The following is a 13,820-nucleotide window of genomic DNA, read 5'->3' as shown; positions in this document are numbered from 1 at the left end:
GAGATACGGCTTTCTTGTGGTATTTTTACGTAGCTATGTCAATGCACCCACAGAGATTTTGAGTGTCAAAAGAAAGGGGTCCTAGTATCGATACAAGAACGCAATATGCCAAACCTTTTAATCATTGAAGACGATGCAGCATTCTGCCAGATGCTTCAGAAGTTTTTGAGTAAACGCGGCTACGAGGTGGAGACCAGCTTTACGGCCGACGATGCCAAGGAAAAATTCGGCAAGAATGATTACGACCTTATTCTAACCGATTTACGACTGCCCGATTATGACGGTTTGCAGCTATTGGGTGACATCAAGAAAGTAAACCCGAAGACGCAAGTAATTTTGATGACGGGTTATGCCGAGGTAGGCTCCGCCGTCAACGCCATGAAGAAGGGGGCATTTGACTATATTTCAAAACCCTTCACACCCGATGAGATCGTGATGATTCTTGATAATGCGCTAAAGGCCCAAGTGCCGAGGGATTCGGATTTACGGGTAACGCATATCGGGCCGACTGCAAAAAAAGAAGAGGAGGGTGCCCAGGTCAAGCCCTTACAGGATGCCACGACAAATGGCCCAAAAGAAGAAATCGCACCCCATGCTAGGGTGGTAAAGGGTAGCAGTGAGGCATCCGAAAAACTATTGGAATACATCGATTTGGTAGCACCGACCGACATGTCCGTTTTGATTACGGGAGAGAGTGGTACCGGAAAAGAGGTTACCGCCAAGGCCATTCACGATGGCAGTAAACGAAAGGCCTTCAATTTCGTAGCGGTGGACTGTGGGGCCATTCCTAAAGAATTGGCGACAAGCGAATTTTTCGGCCATATCAAAGGTAGCTTTACTGGCGCCGTAGAAGATAAAATAGGTAATTTCGAGGCGGCCCATAAGGGCACCCTGTTTTTGGACGAGGTTGGAAACCTATCCTACGAAAATCAGATTCAACTGCTTCGCGCGTTGCAAGAACGCAAAATCAAGCGCGTGGGCAGTACCAAGGAAATCGAGGTAGATGTGCGGATTATCACTGCGACCAACGAAGATTTGACCGAGGCCGTAGAAGAAGGTACTTTCCGGGAAGATCTATACCATCGGTTGAACGAATTTTCGATTCAGATTCCTTCTTTGGAAGAACGTTTTGAAGATTTGAGACTTTTCACCGAGAACTTTTTAAAAAAGGCGAATACCGCGCTCGATAAAAATGTGGAAGGTTTTTCCGATGAGGTGTGGGAGGCCTTTCAGCAGTATCGTTGGCCTGGCAACCTGCGAGAACTCCAAAACGTGATCAAAAGAGCGGTACTCTTAACGCCGAGCAACGAGGTGCAGGTTGCTGCCCTGCCCAAGGAAGTGCTACAGCCCCAAGAAAAGGCAACGGTTTCCGAAGGTTTCTCAAAAGCGGAATTTGAAAAGGACAGAATCATCAAGGCCCTGAAAAAAACGAACTTCAATAAATCTAAAGCGGCAAAATTACTTCAGGTGACCCGCAAGACCTTATACAATAAAATCCACCATTATAATCTTGATCTTTAAGTACCTAGTCCTAGGTAGACTTGGCAGCACGTTCATTTTCAAGCACCAAGGCTCATCTCGGGCTTGCCTATATTCACAATTCGTCTCCCTTGTTCCCGTAAATTTTCCTCGTAAACCCGAGTTGGTTGGCAAGTTACCGCTCCGTCGGATTTGATCAATACCATCTTACTTCGAGCCAACGGTCATGCGCTCTTCAAGTTCGGCGACAAGTACCTTCACATTTTTTTTAAGTACTTCAAGTAAACGTGATAGGGTTTTGGAGTCCATCTGCTCCGCTGTGGCATGCTCCATCTTTTCCAAGATCGAAACGGACTCCTGCACCTTCAATTGCCTGAACATCGGCAGCATTCTGTGAGCGACGTGATTGACCTGGTCGTAGTCCTTGGCGGTAACGGTATCCTCCAATAGTTGCATATTGGTTCGGGTGTCGCTCAAAAAAGTTTGCAACACTTCGAAAATAGCGTCTTCGTTTTTGCCCAGAAAGGAATGTATGATGTCGAGGCTGTACAATGTTGGGGCTGCCTGCGATTTTTCTATGGGTATCTTTTTTTTAGGTGCTTTATGGGCAGTCTTGATACCCAAGAGTTTAAGGGTCGCTATCAATTCACCCTTTGAGAAAGGTTTTTGCAGCACCCTGGTGAATCCTATGTTGGTGTAAGCTTCTGGATTCAGGTCGCGACGGCCGGTCATGGCGATAATAGGCTGATCCGTATAGTGGGCGTATTCGCCCGACCGAAGCCGCTTTAGCACCTCGAAACCGGTTACTTGCGGCATTTGAATGTCCGTGAGAACGATATCGTATGCCAAATGCGAATCTTCATCAATAGAAAGAAAATTGGTGAAGGTATGGGCGGTAATCTCCATGCTTTCTGCCAGTTCACGCAACATGTGCAGTAGGGCGGTGTCGTCGTCGATGATGAGCATGCGCAGTTTGGGTGCCATATAGGGCATTTCTTTATCCGCTTCCTGTACCGCGTCGGTAATCTTTAGCGGTAGTTGAAATGTGAAGGTGCTTCCCCCGCCCACCTTGCTTTTTAGGCCTAGGGAGCCATTAAGTAGCTCGGCCAGTTTTTTTGAAATGGTGAGTCCTAGCCCATAACCTCCGAATTTTTTTTCAGTATCGGTATCCGCCTGGGTAAACTCATTGAAAATCAGATGCTGTTTTTTCTTGGGGATACCGATTCCGGTATCCGAAACTTGAATCTTTGCCTGAAGTCTTTCCCCTTTTGTGGTATTGGCCGTGGCGGTAATCTTAATATGGCCTTCTTCTGTAAACTTGAACGCGTTTCCGACGAGGTTGGTCAATACCTGCCGGATCCTGAAGGGATCGCCTAAGACCGTTTTTTCAAATTCGGGGGCGATATCGAGTATCAACTTCAGTTTTTTGTCGGCGTAAATGGCCTGAAGGTTTTCAGCGGTTTCCTGGATGAGATGGGAGGCTATAAATGGAACTTCCTCGATATTGAGCTTTCCGGCTTCCAACTTGGAGAAATCCAACAAATCGTTAACCAGGTTTTCGATGTACTCTGAGGCGGATTTTAAACTATAAACGTATCCGGCCTGTTTTTTCGATAGATCCGTGCTCTCCAAAAGTTCCGAATAACCACTAATGGTATTCAAGGGGGTACGCAAGTCGTGGCTTACGGTAGAGATGAGCTGTTCCCTACTTTTTAAAAGCGAATCCGAAAATTTTTTTTCATTTTCCAGCTTGACGCGATAGGTCTGCACTTTCCAAAAGTCGCGGTTTATTAAAAACGAAAATATCCCGACGACGATGAATCCGATTACGGCGGCTATTCCCGCAATGCGGGTCGCTCTTTTAAGTGCGGTCTGTTTTTTGAGATTGTTTTGGTAAGTACTGGCCATGACCTCTTGCTCAAAAGCCGAAATGATATTTTGTAGCTGTTGTGAAAGCACCCGGTCGTTGCGGTTTACCTCCCGTTCTTGTAAGGCCAAAGAGCGCTGGGATCGGGAATCCTGAAGCTTGGCCCTAAGCAACATGGTCTTCGCATCCTTTAGGATGGAGTCGACATACACTGCATTTATCGAGCCATCGGCATCGGCAGGTACATTTTCACTGATAAGGGCAGCATAGTCGCGTAGCGACTTTTGAAGGGTGGGCGAGAGCTTTTTATAGTCGGGCCAGAGGTTTTCTGCAGAAAATTTTCCGAAAGATTCGTCTATCTTGTCGAATTCCTTTAAAGCCTTATCCAAGGCATTGATAGACGCATACCGTTTTTGCAGCTGTTTCAGCTTATTGTTATTCGCGACCTTCTGATCCAAAAGTCGCTGTAGGCTATCCAAAAGACTTTTTTGTTCATCGCCCTGCATCAATCGTTTCAGGGTATCGATTTCAAGTTTAACAGAATCGATTCGATTGGCGTAAGCATCAAAATCGGTACTATTGTCGCTTTGCAAGGCCAGCTTTGAAAGACTCTCGGCCTCATATAGGTTGCTGGCCAAGGTGCCCGTCCGCAATAGCTTTACGTCATTTTGGTCTGCCGTTTCGGTAGAGACGTAGGTTTTTATTTCCGTATAGACAAAATAGCTGACGGCGATTGCCAAAAGACCCAGAATCAAATAGCTCGCCACAATCTTAAAGGTGAACTTGTTCTTGGACTTTATCGACTCTTTTTCCATATGACATTTCATATATATCCTGTTAAAAGTACGGATATTAAGGAGATAGCGTATACTAAGGAACCGTTAATTGTGTTGACGGTGAACCGGGTGGGTGCCGATAAAAGGATGATAGGCGCCAAGCAGGTACTTATCGTTTTTCGCTTGCGCGGAACGAAGGTAAACAAGTTAATTTCCCTATCATTTCGCAAATGCAACCCTCAGAGGAAGGTGCATCGATTGAGAACTCCCGTCGGTAGGTGAAAGAATTTTTAGATTGGGATTTTATTATTCGATTCGGCAACCGTATCTTTGCCGTATCTCAAAAGGGGTGCCTAGCCAAATTTGGGTTGTGGATGCAGAATCGAAGTTCTCTAAACCATAATTCCAAACCCATAATTTGGTAACGCTGAGATTATACCCAATGAACCTGGGCGGGTAATGCCGCCAAGGGATGGCATGTACTGCATGCTGCTTGGAAATTCTATGTCCGATATCGGACGAAAAATCAATGTAAATTTAGAATAATAGCCCCTTTTTATTCGTAAAAAAAACTTTTACGGATGAAACAGCTTTGTTCAATTTTCAATCTATCCACTGCCACTTTCTCGGGCAGTTTACTGCGGACGATGGGCAAAAACCATCGCATTAAAACCAATTTTCTAACATTGACCTCGTTGGGATTGACCCTGGGTATGGCTGCACAGGAACAGGAAACCGACTCCCTGGAGGGCACAAAAGTGGTGCTCGACGAGGTCTTCGTACAGGCGGTCCGAGTCAATAAAAAAACACCGGTTACTTTTTCCAATCTCAAGAAAGAGGATATTGCACCTCGGAATCTTGGTCAGGATATTCCCGTGTTGCTGAACTATTTACCAGGTGTCGTGACCACGACCGATGCCGGAGCAGGGGTAGGCTATACGGGGATACGAGTGCGCGGCAGCGATGCTACCCGGGTAAACGTGACCATCAACGGGGTTCCGTATAATGACTCCGAATCGCAGGGCACATTTTGGGTGAACATGCCTGATTTTGCCTCTTCCACCGAAAGTCTGCAGCTCCAGCGGGGCGTCGGCACCTCGACCAATGGAGCCGGTGCTTTCGGTGCCAGCCTCAACCTGTTGACCGATGCGGTATCGCAAGAGGCATACGGACAGATTTCTTCATCCCTCGGCAGCTTTAACACGCTTCGGAACAATATAAAGTTCAGTACGGGCCTGTTGAACGACCACGTTGAAATTTCGGGTAGGTTGTCCCGTATTTCTTCGGATGGTTATGTCGATCGGGCCAGTTCCGACTTGGAATCCTATTTTTTGCAGGCCGCTTATTCGGATGAAAATACGTTGATAAAAGCCCTTATTTTCGGGGGAAAGGAGATTACCTACCAAGCTTGGAACGGAATCGATGCACAAACCCTGCAGGAAGACCGTACCTACAACTCCGCTGGGAAATATACCGATGAAGAAGGAAATATCCGATTCTACGATAACGAAATCGACAATTACAAGCAAGACCATGCCCAATTGCTATGGAACGAGCAACTTTCCAACGCGTGGAGCACCAACATCGCTTTTCATTTTACCCACGGTCGGGGCTACTTCGAGCAGTATAAGGAAGATAGGGACTTTACAGCATACGGACTCGAACCGTTGGTGTTCGGCGACTCCGTAGTCAACTCCACCGATTTGATACGTCGCAAGTGGCTCGACAATGATTTCTACGGAACGGTCTTTTCCGCCAATTATTCCAAAAACAATGTGGATTTGATTCTTGGCGGGGGCGCAAACCGATACGAGGGCGCACATTTTGGGGAGATTATCTGGGCACGATTTGCTTCGGATGCCGAGATACGGGACCGCTATTACGATGACGATTCTAAAAAGACGGATTTCAACTTGTACGCCAAAGTGGATTATGGACTGACCGAGAAATTAAGCCTGTACGCGGATTTACAATACAGAACGATAGGATACAAGACCCAAGGAGAGGAAACCGGTGAGGTCGACGACCAATTCGATTTCTTTAACCCCAAAGCGGGAGTGGTCTATGATTTGAATCCGAACAACAACTTTTATTTCAGTTATGCCATGGCCCATCGCGAACCCAATCGAGACGATTATAAAAATGGAAGCCCGAAATCCGAAAAACTGAACGATCTTGAATTAGGATGGCGGTATGTCTCCCCAGATTTTCAATTGAACGTCAATACCTACTATATGGGCTACAAAGATCAGTTGGTGTTAACGGGAGACATCGATGATACCGGCGATTACATTCGTGCCAATGTTGATAAAAGTTATCGGGCAGGCCTTGAAATGGATGCCAACCTGCGTCTCTGGAATAAGCTCACCATACGGCCCAACATAGCGTTCAGCACGAACAAAATCGAGGATTTTGTCCTGACCCGTGACGGAACCGTTCAGAACCTCGGGGATACCCATATCGCATTTTCGCCTGGTATCGTTGCCGGAAATGCAATTTCCTACTCCCCTTCTGAGCGTCTCGCTATTTCCCTTTTGTCGAAATATGTCGGGGAGCAATATTTGAGCAATACCGATACGGAGGCCTCAAAACTGGAGGATTATTTTGTCAATGATCTCAATCTGACCTATGAGATCATCCCTGGTAAACTGGTAAAATCCATCGAATTTTCCGCCTTGATCAATAATGTCTTCGACGTGGAATATGTATCGAACGGATACACCTATTTAGATACTTTTTCGAACCCGGGCAATTCCATGGAAGTGCAAGGGTATTACCCCCAAGCCGGAATCAATCTTTTAGTGGGGGCAACGCTGCGGTTTTGAGTGTTGACCAGTAGAAGGGATGGGGGCTACCGACTACCATTTCGTTATATTTGGACAAACATGGGATAAATGAATATAAAAAAAGAAAGCATCCGCTGGGGCATTATCGGATGTGGTGATGTTACGGAAGTGAAGAGCGGGCCCCCGTACCGGAAAACGGAAGGGTTCGAACTCGTGGCCGTCATGCGCCGCAATGTCGATAAGGCAGCGGACTATGCCAGGCGCCATGGGATATCCAGATATTATTCCGATGCCGATAAGCTGATCAATGACCCCAACGTCGATGCCGTGTACATCGCTACCCCGCCCGACAGCCACAAAGATTATGCCTTGCAGGTCGCCGCAGTAGGAAAACCCTGCTGTATCGAAAAACCTATGGCCCCCAGTTACGCTGAAAGTCTGGAAATACAGATGGCTTTCGAAGAACGGAACCTTCCGCTCTTCGTAGCCTATTACCGGCGCTCGCTACCCCGGTTCCTCAAGCTTAAGGAGTGGCTTGATTCCGACAAAATTGGGCAGGTACGGCACATCCGGTGGTTTTTGGGCAAACCGCCCAACCAAATCGATAGGAGTGGCGAATACAACTGGCGGACCGATGCCGAGGTCGCTCCCGGAGGCTATTTCGATGATCTGGCCAGCCACGGCCTCGATCTTTTCGCCTTTTACTTCGGTAATTTCGAAGAAGTGTACGGAATCGCCAAAAACCGATTGGGACTTTATTCCGCTAAGGATACGGTAACCGCGATTTGGTCGCATACTACGGGCGTTACGGGCGATGCGGCCTGGAATTTCGGCTGTGACGAACGCTTGGATAAGGTCGAGATTTTTGGCAGCAAGGGCAAGATATGCTTTTCGGTTTTTGATGGGGACGAGATCATCCTCAAAGATGGTAAAGGCACCAAAACTATGTTTATCGAACACCCCGAGCATGTGCAGCAGTACCATGTAGAGGCCCTCCGGGACGACTTGCTGGGGAATGCCGCCCACCCATCCACTGGGAAGTCCGCCTTGCACACCAGCTGGGCAATGGACAAGATTTTGGGGAATCTCTAGGGGGCATGGCAGCTTTGTCTTCCAATTTTAATTTGTTCCCAAAGTTATCCCTAAAATCCTGTTTTGGATGCCGATCCGTTTATACGAATACTCCGCCTGTCTTTTTGGTTCCAACATTATTTCTGTAAAAAAAATAATGCTGGTCAATTAGACCAAATGACGAAAGTCCTTTTTCCATCGACGGGACACTCCAATGGTCAAAGGGGCCAGGGTTAACTCCAATTTGCAGGGTAGAAACTTCCTTTTGGCACATCGTTCCGCGAGCGGTTTATCCCAGGTAAGAACACTCCATCCTTCAATTTGATACGACCACCACATTCCCATTTATTGTCGCCCGATATTCGAGCATATCGTAGTAGCGGTTGCCATCGTCGGGCCGGTTGATCAGCTGACCGGTAAAGAGGTTGTATTCATAACCCTCGCAAGAACAGTTTGCGTTCACGCCATCGAGTACTAGGGTCGAACACTCATTGGGCACATGGTTGGGGCAGCTGGCCTCGAAAGCGCGGTATTGCCCGATGCCCGACTGGATTACAAAAAAACCTTTGGTACCCACACCGGCATTGTCCACCAAAACTGCCCTGCCGATAGTTTTCAGCGGATTGTATAAGGGCAGGTTCAGGTTCATGTCGTAGCGAAACCCTATTTCCTGTAAAAACGGGTTTCGGTTACCGCGGTCATTGTCGCAGGAAAATAAGGTTGCCAACAAAATAAAAGATAGAATACGCAGCATAGTTTGTCGATGAAAGGCAAAAGTGTGCAAAAATTATGTATCTTTGCGTTAAATCCTCTCTAAAAAAGCCGGCTTTACTACGGCCTACATAGAGGATTTTTCTTTATGCATTGAACTGATCTTAGTTTACTTAAGGGAACTCTTGAAATATGTCATTCGATTTTCTTCAATCGACATAGTTCAAGTGATTTCCTACATCTGTTCGTCACATATTTAATGAAAGTATCATGAGCAAGGTATCTTATTACACAGAAGAGGGAATAAAAAAATTGAGGGATGACTTAAAGCATCTGAAGGATGTAGAGCGCCCTAAAGCTTCACGAGCCATCGGGGAGGCCCGCGATAAGGGCGATTTGTCGGAGAATGCGGAATATGATGCCGCAAAGGAAGCCCAAGGGCTGCTGGAGCTGAAGATTTCGAAAATGGAGGAAACCCTTTCAAACGCCCGAGTTATTGATGAATCGCAACTCGATACCTCAAAAGTTTTGGTGCTATCTACCGTAAAACTAAAGAACCATAACAACGGGGCCGAAATGAAATACACCCTTGTGGCTGAAAGCGAAGCGGATCTGAAATCGGGCAAGATATCGGTAAGCTCTCCCATCGGAAAGGGCCTTCTGGGCAAAAAAGTGGGGGATACTGCGGAAATCAACGTGCCGAACGGGACTTTAAAATTCGATATTCTAGAAATCACAAGATAATAATGTTTGCACCTGGCATACGTTAAACCTCGAACTTCAACCTTGAACCTTTATTATGGCAAGCATTTTTACTAAAATCATAAATGGCAAAATTCCCTGCTATAAAATTGCGGAAAACGACGAGTTTTTTGCCTTTCTGGACATCGATCCCAATACCAAGGGCCACACCCTCTGCATCCCAAAAAAGGAAGTGGACAAGATTCTTGATCTTGACGAAACGACCTATATGGGGCTTATGGCCTTTTCAAGAAAAGTGGGCCAGGCCATCGAGGCGGCCATCGATTGCAAGAGGGTAGGCATAAGCGTTATCGGACTTGAAGTGCCGCACGTACACGTGCATTTGATTCCCCTCAACGGAATGGGCGACGCCAGCTTTCAAAACAAGGTATCGATGAGCGAACAGGAATTCAAGGCCACAGCAGAGCAAATCCGGGCTAAACTTTCCATTTAGGCCGGTAGTTGTTTTGATGTCCTAAACCCTTAAACTCGTTTCTTCGGCCTTTGCTTTTCACCTAAGCTCCGTAAACCGGTGTTCAAATGAACGTGTATGCAATACTATATCCGTGGTCTAAACATAAAAACCTACAGATCAGAAAATAGCATCCCGTTTGATAAAGATATAGACGCCCGCCCCCACCACAACGATAAGCACCAACATTATAATCCAAAATAGACTCGTAAATCGCAGGGAAGCTTTTTCCGGCATCACCATTTTTTGGTAATACTCAAATGTACGCTCGATATCGTCTGTCCATTTGACGGGATATATGGTCGAGCCACAGGTATTGCATACCAGCTGATGGGTCACCTCGCCGGTTGTTCTGTGGGATAACCTCCCATACCGGTGCTTTTGAAAAAACGAAAGCGTCAGGTCTTGATTGAAACATTCCGGACAATTGTTCGTCATGTTCGCCTGTTTTATCGTAACCAGTTTTTCGTCTGCCATAACTATCTACTAAAATAAGGTAAAATTCAGTACTACTTTAAGGTATGGGTTACAAGTCAAGCTCAATCTAAATTCTTCGACCTGCACCCCAATAGCGATATCTGCATCACGGTACCTTTTTCGCTCGACGAAAGTACTTTGATTTTACCCCTGTGGTACTCTTCAATAATTCTCTTTACCAAAGACAGTCCCAATCCCCAACCTCGCTTCTTGGAAGTGACACCAGGTTCGAATATAGCCTGAAAATCACGTTTCGGAATGCCCTGGCCGGTATCGGCAACCTGTATAAGTACGTTCTTACCATTGGAAAGGATTTCGACCGTAATATCTCCTTTGCCCTTCATGGCGTCGATTCCGTTTTTCACCAGGTTTTCAATGGTCCAATGATATAATGCCCGGTTCAGTAAAACCGGCCTACTTTCTATCTGTGAGCGGAACGAAAAATTGATCAATTTCGAACTGCGGGCATTTAAATAGTCGTAGGCATCCCTGGTTTCCTTAACCACATCGTGCTCATCGAGCTTGGGCAGGGATCCGATTTTCGAGAAACGCTCCGTAATCGTTTGCAACCGGTCGATGTCCTTTTCAATTTCTTTCGTAATCTCCGGATTGATATTTTCCATTTTCAACAGCTCGTTCCAACCAAGCAACGATGAGAGGGGCGTACCGATCTGATGCGCGGTTTCCTTGGCCATTCCGGCCCAAAGCCTGTTCTGTTCCGAGGCCTTGTTCGTCTTAAAGAAAAAGAAGATAACCGCGCCGAACAAGAAAATGATGAGCAAAAGCGCTATGGGATAGTATTTTAGTTTATTGAGCACTTCCGAATTGCCGTAATAAAGGGTGGCTAGGTGCTCGCCCTGCTGCTCGATGGCTATCGGAACATTCTCCTTGCTGTATTTTTTAATCAGTTTTTGTATCTCGCTGGAACCCAGTTCCTCTTCGGAATCCATATTATTGGTTTTGGTCGAGCCATCTTTGTTGACCAGGATCATCGGGGTCGATCGATTGTTTTGAAAGACCTTGAGATGCAGGTTGCCGAGATCCGAATCTTCCGAAGACTGCTGGAATTCCGATTGCGCGGTCGCCCAGATTTCCATCTTGAGGCGTTCCTCTTCCTTGAATTTCTTAAAAAAACTATTCGTATTCCAAAGAATAAGACTAACGATAACGAAAGACGCTATCAACAAAATAATATTGGAGGATTTATTTTTAGGATTAAAATTCATCCCGTAGACGTATCTTTTGCGGCCTAGGCCATCAAGGGTTTATGCCCGGCAAAGATAACGTAAATTGGCCTAAAGTAAATTGATTTAGATGGGGTCGTCCGCAGCGATGAGGCTTTATCGACCTTTGGACCTTGGGCTCGCCACCTGTTTATTTTTTGTGATAACTTGAGGCTATTTTATTAGGTTGATCGAGGCAATACGCCTAATTTTAAAACTTCAAATTTTAGTTAACATATAATTCATAGTCATGGAAGTAGAAGGAAAAATAAAGAAGATCGACGAGACCAAGGAATACGGGAACAACGGTTTTAGAAAGCGGGAAGTTATCCTGACCACCGAAGAGCAATACCCCCAGCATCTGGCGATAGAGTTTGTGCAGGACAAGACCGACCTGTTGAACAACTACAATGTCGGCCAAAACGTAAAAATCAGCATTAACCTACGGGGCCGGGAGTGGACCAACCCCCAGGGCGAGGTTAAATATTTCAATTCCATCCAGGGTTGGCGTATCGAAAATCTTCAGGCCGCTCAGGGTGACAATGCCGCACCGCCGGTCCCGCCCGCGGAGGCCTTTACGCCCGCTGATAATTTAAATGAGGAAGATCACGACGATCTGCCGTTTTAAGTTAGCGCACGATGTACGATGAGACCTTTAAAGGCTCTCCAAACTAAAAGGTCCGCCCGATTTTAAAAATCCGGCGGGCCTTTTTTTACGCCTACTATCCGTGATTCATTAAATTTAAGGGAATTAGATTATGAGCCATAACCACGAATATCGCCCCTTGTTTTTTCTTACCGATCGTCTTCAATTTCCGTCTGTAGAAAACGCCAATTCCGAAGGTCTGCTTGCCGTAGGGGGCGACCTATCTCCCGAACGGCTAATGTTGGCCTACAAGAACGGTATCTTCCCGTGGTTCGATAGCGAATCCCCGATCATGTGGTGGAGCCCCGATCCGCGAATGGTCTTGTTTCCGCATCAGATAAAAATCTCGAAAAGTATGTGGAAGGTATTAAAAAATGGACGGTTTCGATTGACCCGGAATACTTGTTTTGAAGCCGTTATCGAACGATGCTCCCGTATCAAAAGAACGGGCCAGAAGGGTACTTGGATTACCCCCGGGATGAGGGAAGCTTACATCGAGCTCCATCGAAAAGGCCATGCCAAATCGTATGAAGTATGGGAGGGAAACCGTCTAGTGGGAGGATTGTACGGCATCGACCTCGGCCACGTCTTTTGCGGCGAAAGCATGTTCAGTGAGGTCAGCAATGCCTCAAAATTCGCATTTATAAAACTTGCCCAAGAACTGGAATCCCAAAATTACGCCTTGATCGACTGTCAGGTATATACCCGGCATCTGGCAAGTTTAGGCGCCGAGGAAATTTCAAGGAAAGAGTTTGTAGCGCTTTTAAGGAAGCAGCGATAGATGGCGCTGAACGGAAATCGGACCGTAAGACTTAGGGCGTAGGACAAATTGTTTTGCGCTAACTGTCCGTTCTGTTGAAAGAAGTCAACATTTCTAACATTTGCAGCCTATCGTTCAAGGACTTAGTCGGTAAGCGGTTGCATGATGGACAAGTATTAGCAGCTTTAAACCGTCGACATATGATCTCTTTAAACCTCGTCATATCGAAAACAGTCGATTTCGTGGTCGTTAACCATTCCCGTGGCCTGCATATGGGCGTAGATGACGGTGCTTCCGACAAATTTGAATCCTTTTTTCTTGAGGTCTTTACTCAGCGCATCGGAAATTTGCGTGGTGGCGGGGGCATCCTTATAGTTCACCACCCTGTTCTTAATGGGCTGTCCCTCCACAAACCCCCAAATATAATCGCTAAAACTGCCGAATTCTTTTTGTACGCTAAGAAAAGCTTGAGCATTGGTAACCGTGGCGCGTACCTTTAACTTGTTTCTTACAATTCCTGCATCCTGTAAGAGCGAAGCGATTTTGGTTTCATCGTAGGATGCAATTTTTTTATAGTCAAAATTGTCAAAAGCCTTTCTGAAGTTTTCCCGTTTCCGAAGGATGGTAATCCAGCTCAATCCCGCTTGAAAGGTTTCCAGTACCAAAAATTCGAAAAGGGTGGCATCGTCCCGTACGGGGACGCCCCATTCCTCGTCATGATACTTCTCGTAGAGCGCATCGCCCAGACACCAAAAACATCTTTGTTTTTTCATACGCGTTACCTAGGATGACTACGGGTGTTGGCCCAATC

12 protein-coding genes are annotated in these 13,820 nt (G+C 46.3%); 7 read left to right on the top strand and 5 right to left on the bottom strand.

Annotated elements, in window-relative coordinates:
- Nucleotides 1-105: 105 nt before the first annotated feature.
- Entirely contained in the window at nt 106-1,521 is a 1,416-nt protein-coding gene (locus tag RQM65_RS07705; RefSeq protein ID WP_314013912.1) for a sigma-54-dependent transcriptional regulator, read from the top strand.
- Nucleotides 1,522-1,686: 165 nt separating this feature from the next.
- On the opposite strand, the gene RQM65_RS07700 is transcribed toward RQM65_RS07705, so the two are convergent.
- Nucleotides 1,687-4,173 carry a hybrid sensor histidine kinase/response regulator gene (locus tag RQM65_RS07700; protein ID WP_314013910.1) on the bottom strand — a complete coding sequence of 829 codons (2,487 nt, stop codon included), beginning with the start codon at nt 4,171-4,173 and terminating at the stop codon, nt 1,687-1,689.
- A gap of 530 nt (nt 4,174-4,703) precedes the next feature.
- Between RQM65_RS07700 and RQM65_RS07695 the strand changes: the two genes are divergently transcribed.
- Nucleotides 4,704-6,947, top strand: a complete 2,244-nt coding sequence (locus RQM65_RS07695; RefSeq protein ID WP_432279839.1) for a TonB-dependent receptor — start codon at nt 4,704-4,706, stop codon at nt 6,945-6,947.
- Between the two features lie 69 nt (nt 6,948-7,016).
- On the top strand, nt 7,017-8,000 hold the full coding sequence (locus RQM65_RS07690) for a Gfo/Idh/MocA family protein (protein ID WP_314013909.1): 984 nt from the start codon (nt 7,017-7,019) through the stop codon (nt 7,998-8,000).
- A 295-nt stretch (nt 8,001-8,295) separates the two neighbouring features.
- Here RQM65_RS07690 and RQM65_RS07685 read toward each other — a convergent pair whose 3' ends face one another.
- Nucleotides 8,296-8,733: a Rieske (2Fe-2S) protein gene (locus tag RQM65_RS07685; RefSeq protein ID WP_314013907.1), complete on the bottom strand. Its 438-nt coding sequence runs from the start codon at nt 8,731-8,733 to the stop codon at nt 8,296-8,298.
- Between the two features lie 227 nt (nt 8,734-8,960).
- Here RQM65_RS07685 and greA point away from each other — a divergent pair, with 227 nt between their 5' ends.
- The gene (gene greA, locus RQM65_RS07680) at nt 8,961-9,434 is read left to right on the top strand and encodes a transcription elongation factor GreA (protein ID WP_314013905.1); all 474 of its coding nucleotides are present in this window, start codon (nt 8,961-8,963) and stop codon (nt 9,432-9,434) included.
- Between the two features lie 55 nt (nt 9,435-9,489).
- The gene (locus tag RQM65_RS07675; RefSeq protein ID WP_314013903.1) at nt 9,490-9,885 is read left to right on the top strand and encodes an HIT family protein; all 396 of its coding nucleotides are present in this window, start codon (nt 9,490-9,492) and stop codon (nt 9,883-9,885) included.
- A 138-nt stretch (nt 9,886-10,023) separates the two neighbouring features.
- Here RQM65_RS07675 and RQM65_RS07670 read toward each other — a convergent pair whose 3' ends face one another.
- Both RQM65_RS07670 and RQM65_RS07665 read right to left on the bottom strand, forming a co-directional pair.
- Nucleotides 10,024-10,380 (bottom strand): hypothetical protein, encoded by a 357-nt coding sequence (locus RQM65_RS07670; RefSeq protein WP_314013901.1) that lies wholly within the window; start codon nt 10,378-10,380, stop codon nt 10,024-10,026.
- Nucleotides 10,381-10,442: 62 nt separating this feature from the next.
- Nucleotides 10,443-11,606: a sensor histidine kinase gene (locus tag RQM65_RS07665; protein ID WP_314013900.1), complete on the bottom strand. Its 1,164-nt coding sequence runs from the start codon at nt 11,604-11,606 to the stop codon at nt 10,443-10,445.
- Nucleotides 11,607-11,853: 247 nt separating this feature from the next.
- Here RQM65_RS07665 and RQM65_RS07660 point away from each other — a divergent pair, with 247 nt between their 5' ends.
- Entirely contained in the window at nt 11,854-12,231 is a 378-nt protein-coding gene (locus RQM65_RS07660; protein WP_314013899.1) for a DUF3127 domain-containing protein, read from the top strand.
- 130 nt (nt 12,232-12,361) lie between these two features.
- Entirely contained in the window at nt 12,362-13,030 is a 669-nt protein-coding gene (aat, locus tag RQM65_RS07655; protein ID WP_314013897.1) for a leucyl/phenylalanyl-tRNA--protein transferase, read from the top strand.
- Between the two features lie 188 nt (nt 13,031-13,218).
- On the opposite strand, the gene RQM65_RS07650 is transcribed toward aat, so the two are convergent.
- Entirely contained in the window at nt 13,219-13,782 is a 564-nt protein-coding gene (locus RQM65_RS07650) for a DNA-3-methyladenine glycosylase I (protein WP_314013896.1), read from the bottom strand.
- Nucleotides 13,783-13,820: the final 38 nt, after the last annotated feature.

This window comes from Pricia mediterranea (assembly GCF_032248455.1).
Lineage (GTDB): Bacteria > Bacteroidota > Bacteroidia > Flavobacteriales > Flavobacteriaceae > Pricia > Pricia mediterranea.
Note: the sequence above shows the minus strand (reverse complement) of the source record. Positions and strands in the feature narration are given on the sequence as shown.

Bases quoted from the DNA above. Each gene is read 5' to 3' on its own strand.
- RQM65_RS07705 (WP_314013912.1), top strand. From the start codon at position 106: ATGCCAAACCTTTTAATCATTGAAGACGATGCAGCATTCTGCCAGATG.
- RQM65_RS07700 (WP_314013910.1), bottom strand. From the start codon at position 4,173: ATGAAATGTCATATGGAAAAAGAGTCGATAAAGTCCAAGAACAAGTTC.
- RQM65_RS07695 (WP_432279839.1), top strand. From the start codon at position 4,704: ATGAAACAGCTTTGTTCAATTTTCAATCTATCCACTGCCACTTTCTCG.
- RQM65_RS07690 (WP_314013909.1), top strand. From the start codon at position 7,017: ATGAATATAAAAAAAGAAAGCATCCGCTGGGGCATTATCGGATGTGGT.
- RQM65_RS07685 (WP_314013907.1), bottom strand. From the start codon at position 8,733: ATGCTGCGTATTCTATCTTTTATTTTGTTGGCAACCTTATTTTCCTGC.
- greA (WP_314013905.1), top strand. From the start codon at position 8,961: ATGAGCAAGGTATCTTATTACACAGAAGAGGGAATAAAAAAATTGAGG.
- RQM65_RS07675 (WP_314013903.1), top strand. From the start codon at position 9,490: ATGGCAAGCATTTTTACTAAAATCATAAATGGCAAAATTCCCTGCTAT.
- RQM65_RS07670 (WP_314013901.1), bottom strand. From the start codon at position 10,380: ATGGCAGACGAAAAACTGGTTACGATAAAACAGGCGAACATGACGAAC.
- RQM65_RS07665 (WP_314013900.1), bottom strand. From the start codon at position 11,606: ATGAATTTTAATCCTAAAAATAAATCCTCCAATATTATTTTGTTGATA.
- RQM65_RS07660 (WP_314013899.1), top strand. From the start codon at position 11,854: ATGGAAGTAGAAGGAAAAATAAAGAAGATCGACGAGACCAAGGAATAC.
- aat (WP_314013897.1), top strand. From the start codon at position 12,362: ATGAGCCATAACCACGAATATCGCCCCTTGTTTTTTCTTACCGATCGT.
- RQM65_RS07650 (WP_314013896.1), bottom strand. From the start codon at position 13,782: ATGAAAAAACAAAGATGTTTTTGGTGTCTGGGCGATGCGCTCTACGAG.